This is a genomic window from Patescibacteria group bacterium, assembly GCA_027858235.1.
GTDB lineage: Bacteria > Patescibacteriota > Patescibacteriia > Patescibacteriales > BM507 > BM507.
Genome location: JAQIDC010000042.1, coordinates 1 through 5,666, shown reverse-complemented (window position 1 = coordinate 5,666; position 5,666 = coordinate 1). Strand labels below are relative to the sequence as shown.

The following is a 5,666-nucleotide window of genomic DNA, read 5'->3' as shown; positions in this document are numbered from 1 at the left end:
AAATGATAACATTTATTGAGTGAATTGTTTTCCCAATTTTCAATTGTTATGACCTGTTATTCCGTCCCGTTGTTTTTGTTGGTAGAGTTGTCCAAAGGGGTCAATATAGTCCGAAATAGACAGGAAGTTGTTCGGCTTATTATTACAGGTTCGATAACTGTAATAATAAAAAAAGTGCGCTTACAAAAACGCACCCTGCTATTTTGTGACTCTTCGGTATAAAATTCACCGTCAGTCGTTGTTCGGCAATATCAAAATTAAAAGAAATAATTTAGAAAGAAATTTGTTTTAGTCTTAGAATTCGATTAGGCAAAGTTTTTTTATTTAAAATATTGATTATAAATCTCTTCACCCATCTTTCTGTATTGACTTGATTTAAATTTCTTGAATTCAAATTTCTCAATGCCTTTTAATTTACTTTTATATGTTTCAGTATCTGATATTTCATTATTCTCGACCAATATTCTAACAACATTTAGAATACCATTAATAAATGAGACTGTTAGTAATCCTTTGGGATTACTTGGACTATATGTTTGCCATTGTTCCGAACTTAATTTTGCATTAAATGCAATTAAAATATCTCTAATCTTTTCAACGGAGAAATTAATATATTCATTTAAAAGATCAGAATCAGATATGTCTTTTAATTTTAATTTCTGTTTATCTGAATTATTCCATTTGGTATATAAGCTATCTTTTGATTTTTCATCTTCAATTTTCACTAAAGGTCTTAAACCATAACTAACAATTGATGCTGTTTTTATTTTCTTCTTTTCAAACCAATACATTTCAATTAAATCACACAGTGGTCCACTAAGATTTAGTCTGAGGAGTATTTTCTTACCAATTGCAATAGAAGAAAACGGACTAACCATTAATTCTATTTCTTGTTGAATATAGGATGGTACATTTTTCTGTTTAGAATTAATTTCTAAGAATAAATTTGCTTCAAATTTTAATCTTTTTGCCTGCGTTTCATCTTCAGGAAAAAGAATGCCTGTTACAAGTAAATTCTGTTCTTTTCGCAAATTAGAAATTTTCTCTTCGTAGATATCATCTCCTTCATGGTAAGCAAATGTTCTATGTTGCCCATCAATTAATCCAATAATATTACAAGAGTCATCGATTTCAATTTTTGCTGGTGCAATTTCTGATGAATCACTATTTACAAATTGACCGTTTTCTTTTAGTGCTAAAGGCTTTCCGTCTCTATCATATAGTTTAATTTTATCTGTAGAAATTGTTGTAATAATATTGTTGATAAAAACCCTATCTTTTTCATATAAGTATTTCCGCATACTAGAGATTTTACTTGATTCTAACATTCTTTGATAATGTCCTGCATTATCAATATCTTTCCATCCATTTTGGCGTAAAACATAGGATCTTCTTAATAAAGATTCTGCATCAATATAAAATGATACAATCTTATAGCCTTCATCAAATTTGCTTTTTTCTTCCGGTAAGATATTTCCTTTAAATGTTTGAGGTGTTCGAGATGAAGAATTTTTAATGTTATCCCCAAGTTTTTCTATCGGAACCCCTATAAATTCTAAAAACTCATAAATACCAGACCTTTTTATTGCTTTAGTTAAACTTTTAAAGTATTGTACTATCTGATAGTCAAAGAAAACAACATTTTTTAATTGATTCTTGTGTTCTGATGAAATTGATTTTTTCGAGCAATATACTATTTGTATCTGTAATTGATTCTTTGAGTATTTTCCTGTTATATTAGTGTCATAATACTCTTTAAAACTCTTTAGTTTCTCAGTGTTAAGCATGAAATCTATAAATTCTCTTTTATCCTCTGTTATTTTATCATAGAATATTTTTTTCTTAAGCAAGTGTGTTCCCGGGTCTCCAATAGTATATTCTGTAATTAGAATGATGTTTTCATTTATAAAAATATCATCCATCTCAGATCTTCTCTCATTATATATGAAATGTTTACCATCAATATATGAGAGTCTATTAAACCCCATATTTTTCATTATGGTTCTAATTTCTTTTTTTTGATTTCTCTGTTCTAACCTCTGTGCTTTTTCTTGTGGAGAAAGTTTTTTTCTTTTTGTAGTTTTTTTCTTTTTTGTTCTTCTCATAAAAAATGTGATTTAGAGGTAGTCATTTTCATTAAGATCAACACATATTTTACTAATAACTCTTATTTTTTCAGAATTCAATTCGTATTGTCTATTGTATGAATAAGAGTTAGTTGTTGTATAACCATAATGTTTTTCATTATTGAGCTTTAAAGCTTTTTTAAATATGAAATTAGGTTCAATCCCAAACTTCGATAACGGTGGCTTGTTAATAAATTCGGATATTAATTCTAAATTAATTGTTTCATCATAAGTACCAAAAAATGTAAAGTCAACCTTAATTAACTTGTTTGAAACATTGCTTGTGTTTTTAGTTTCAACAAAAATTCGAAATTTTTCTAAGCCTGTAGATTTTTGAATATTGTTCAATAAAACTCTAGCATACTTTAAGCTCCTAAGTTCAAGAATTGTATTTTCGAAATTTGATTGATTGTTATTCCCTTTAAAAAGTTCGTACTCCTTTTGGTTTGTCTCTTGTGATTTCTTTAGATATGCTTCAAACATTTTAATATAATCTTTATTAAGTTCGAAACCTATATAATTTCTTTTCATATTCGCGGATTGAGAAAGAACTGTGCCACTACCCGCAAAAGGATCTAATACAACATCTCCTTCATTTGTACTCAATACAATCATTGTCGCTACCATTTCTTTTGGTAAGGGGCAAAAGTGTCTTACGTATTGGTCACCCCAAGATCCTTGTGTTGGAATTGGGAATTCCCATATCTCATCAAGTGCTTTGCCTTTAGGGTTATATCTTTCAGGATATTTAACCCACCATTTTTTTAGTTGGGATGTATCATAAACCCTAACACTATCTTTATTAGTTTTAAATTTAGGGGACTTTGAAAAGAACAAAATATATTCAAATTTCCTCTGTATAAAGCCATTTTTAGACCAAGGAACTGTTTTATCTTTTTTCCAAATCAAGACATCTTGTAACAACCAACCTATTTCCTTTAGTTTATTAGACAAATCAAAAGGAAGTGTTACAATCTGATTATCTCTTTTAAAGGAATCAATAATGATCCAAAGTGTTCCGTCGTCATTTGTCCTTTCAAGAACATCTCCAAAAATTGATTGCAAATCGTCAAGGTAATCCTCATAGTTCTGACCAAACCCTACTTGATTCTTTGCGCCATAATCTTTCATATCAAAATATGGAGGAGAGGTAATAGTCGTTTGTACCTTTACATCAGGCGAAATTATTTCTGATAACTTTCGGGAGTCTATGTTGTGTACTACGTTAATATTTTGTTGATCTATATCTTTACTCATTCTAAAATCTATTCTTAAAATCAAATAAGGTTCAAATATACACTTTTATAATTTCAACCTTAAGTAGCTAACTGGCTTCTTTAATTTTGCCTAACATTTGGCTAAATACAATTGAGTTTATTCCTTTTATGTGTTGTTTTATATCTTATAAATCTATATTACAAATGGATTTTTATCTGTGAACATTGTGCTGAAGTGTTATGGTGGGTTTATGGGGCACCGGCGTTTTCTGTTTATATTCAGCTTACTAAGCTAAAAATTATTGTTGAATAAAGCAAATTGTGATTAGTCATTGGTCAGTAGTCATTTGTTGCTTGTTGGTGTAGGAAGAAGTCATTTGATGCTTGCAGCAACCAAATAACAATGTGTCGTTACAAACGACAGGGAGTAAACCCCTTCCCGATGTTTTATCGGAGGCAGTTACGCTGAAGCTAAACGAGGGGGAGCAGAGTGTTTTCAAACTGAATGAATTCAACATCCGTTGCAAATTCTGACAATCTAACTTCACTTTTGGTTTTGACTATTTCAGCAAATGGAATGGTGTAAAATGAGTTCGTTTCAAGTATTTCATTTCTGGAATTTTTAATACATGAAAGATTGGAAGCAAGAAATAAGACTGACAGTATTTTAAGTAGAGTTTTGAGTCGTAATATTTTCATGATAATGATATAATGATGTTTTAGTTTAACAATGGTTTAATAAGGATAAAACAAATATAAATATGTTATCTGAATAATAAAAACAGCATTAATACAAGAATCCGAACATCCATAAGGGGATTACATTATCGTATCCGGTTTCAATGTCGTCCATCACAATAAACGAATCGGGTACATTGGCAATTTGTTTTTTCTTTTTGTTTTTACCCCCAATCTCGAAAGTATATTGGCCGTTTACAAAAAAGTCGGCTTGTGGTGAGGCATTTACTTCAGCCATACGGCTTGTTTGGTTATAGAAGAATGTTTCGCGTACGTTGCCAATTTCAGCATTTTTGCCCACCATATTATAGACCAACCCAGGGTTCTGAAGATAAATCTTTTCAGGCTTGCCCAAGTTGCCCATGCCCTTGTTTCGCGGGTGCAAGAGCAAAATTAGTTCGGCATCGCTTAGGTACGAAATGTAGCTTTTAAGTGAGTTTATACTAATGCCGCTACGCTGGCTAATGGCTGTATAGTTAGGCTTAAAGGGAACCGATGAAGCAATAATTTGCAAAAGCCTTTTCATGGCTATAATATTCGATATCTGAACCTGCTCGTATTGCGGTATATCAACATCAAGTATAAGGTGTACAGCTTGCTCAAGTTTGCTGTGGTAGGTGTTTTTATTTTCGAGATAGAAAGGGTAGTAGCCATATTGTAAGTACCTGGCAAAATACATCAATGGTTTTATTTTGCTAATTATTTCAGCTGCTATCTGCCGGTGGTTCGTCATTAATTCTTCAAAACTTATGGGCTCAAATTTTTCACCGGTTTCGAAATTAATAAACTCCCTGAGTGAAAGTCCGCACATGTTGTACATTACCGCCCTGCGGCTCAAATCAGCTTTTCCCCTGTTTATTTCCAATAAGTTGGTTATCCCAATCAATTTCTTGCTCAAGCAGGCGCGTAGTCTTTACTTGTGTCCGGGCATATTTCTATGTAAATCGTTGAAACAGAACTTCCATAAGTCATTTTTTATTTTCACAAAGATGCTAGAAATTTTTAAACAATCAATATGTTGACTAATAAATACCCTAAAACAATCAATGCGTTGATTAAAAAACGAAAAAACATCAACGTAATGATTGAAAAAGTCGATATTGAACGAAATGTTTGAAGTTCACTACCTCTGCTAACGCGCGATTGTATCGCGTGGTTTGTATTTATTTTACTACAATAACATTATCCAACATTCCCTTTTCTCCGGCATAATCTGCAGCACTGCTGTTTCTATAATCTTCTTGTAATTATGGCTCATTAATAATTTGTTTTTCCAAATTTTAAAATACTAATAATTAGCCTGCGGCTAAACCACACGATAAAATCGTGCGGCTGCGATGGGGATATAACCGGATAACCTTAACCTTAAACAGAGTTTCTTAATACTTCTATTTACGTTTTACACCCCGAATGGCTGTTTCGTTCCAGGGGTCATCAGGCCATGAATGTTTAGGATAACGTCGCTTTAATTCTTTCCTGACCTCGAAATAGGTGTTATCCCAAAAGCTTCTTAAATCGGAAGTGATTTGTACCGGCTTAAATCCCGGGGATAGCAAATGTATAACCAGTTTTGTTTTTCCTGCGT

The 5,666-nt window shown here is 31.8% G+C and carries 5 protein-coding genes; all 5 read right to left on the bottom strand.

Features of this window, described 5'->3' with window-relative positions:
• Positions 1 to 320: 320 nt before the first annotated feature.
• Positions 321 to 2,105: a DGQHR domain-containing protein gene (locus PF572_03950; protein ID MDA3840220.1), complete on the bottom strand. Its 1,785-nt coding sequence runs from the start codon at positions 2,103 to 2,105 to the stop codon at positions 321 to 323.
• 12 nt (positions 2,106 to 2,117) lie between these two features.
• The gene (locus PF572_03945; GenBank protein MDA3840219.1) at positions 2,118 to 3,383 is read right to left on the bottom strand and encodes a site-specific DNA-methyltransferase; all 1,266 of its coding nucleotides are present in this window, start codon (positions 3,381 to 3,383) and stop codon (positions 2,118 to 2,120) included.
• Positions 3,384 to 3,814: 431 nt separating this feature from the next.
• Positions 3,815 to 4,042, bottom strand: a complete 228-nt coding sequence (locus tag PF572_03940) for a hypothetical protein (protein ID MDA3840218.1) — start codon at positions 4,040 to 4,042, stop codon at positions 3,815 to 3,817.
• An 88-nt stretch (positions 4,043 to 4,130) separates the two neighbouring features.
• A complete protein-coding gene (locus tag PF572_03935) occupies positions 4,131 to 4,967 on the bottom strand; it encodes a hypothetical protein (protein ID MDA3840217.1) in 837 nt (278 codons plus the stop codon).
• Between the two features lie 502 nt (positions 4,968 to 5,469).
• Positions 5,470 to 5,666, bottom strand: a 197-nt coding sequence (locus PF572_03930; protein ID MDA3840216.1) for a hypothetical protein, incomplete at its 5' end; no start/stop codon positions are given.

Excerpts from the sequence above, each read along its gene's own strand:
- PF572_03950 (MDA3840220.1), bottom strand. The coding sequence starts at position 2,105 with ATGAGAAGAACAAAAAAGAAAAAAACTACAAAAAGAAAAAAACTTTCT.
- PF572_03945 (MDA3840219.1), bottom strand. The coding sequence starts at position 3,383 with ATGAGTAAAGATATAGATCAACAAAATATTAACGTAGTACACAACATA.
- PF572_03940 (MDA3840218.1), bottom strand. The coding sequence starts at position 4,042 with ATGAAAATATTACGACTCAAAACTCTACTTAAAATACTGTCAGTCTTA.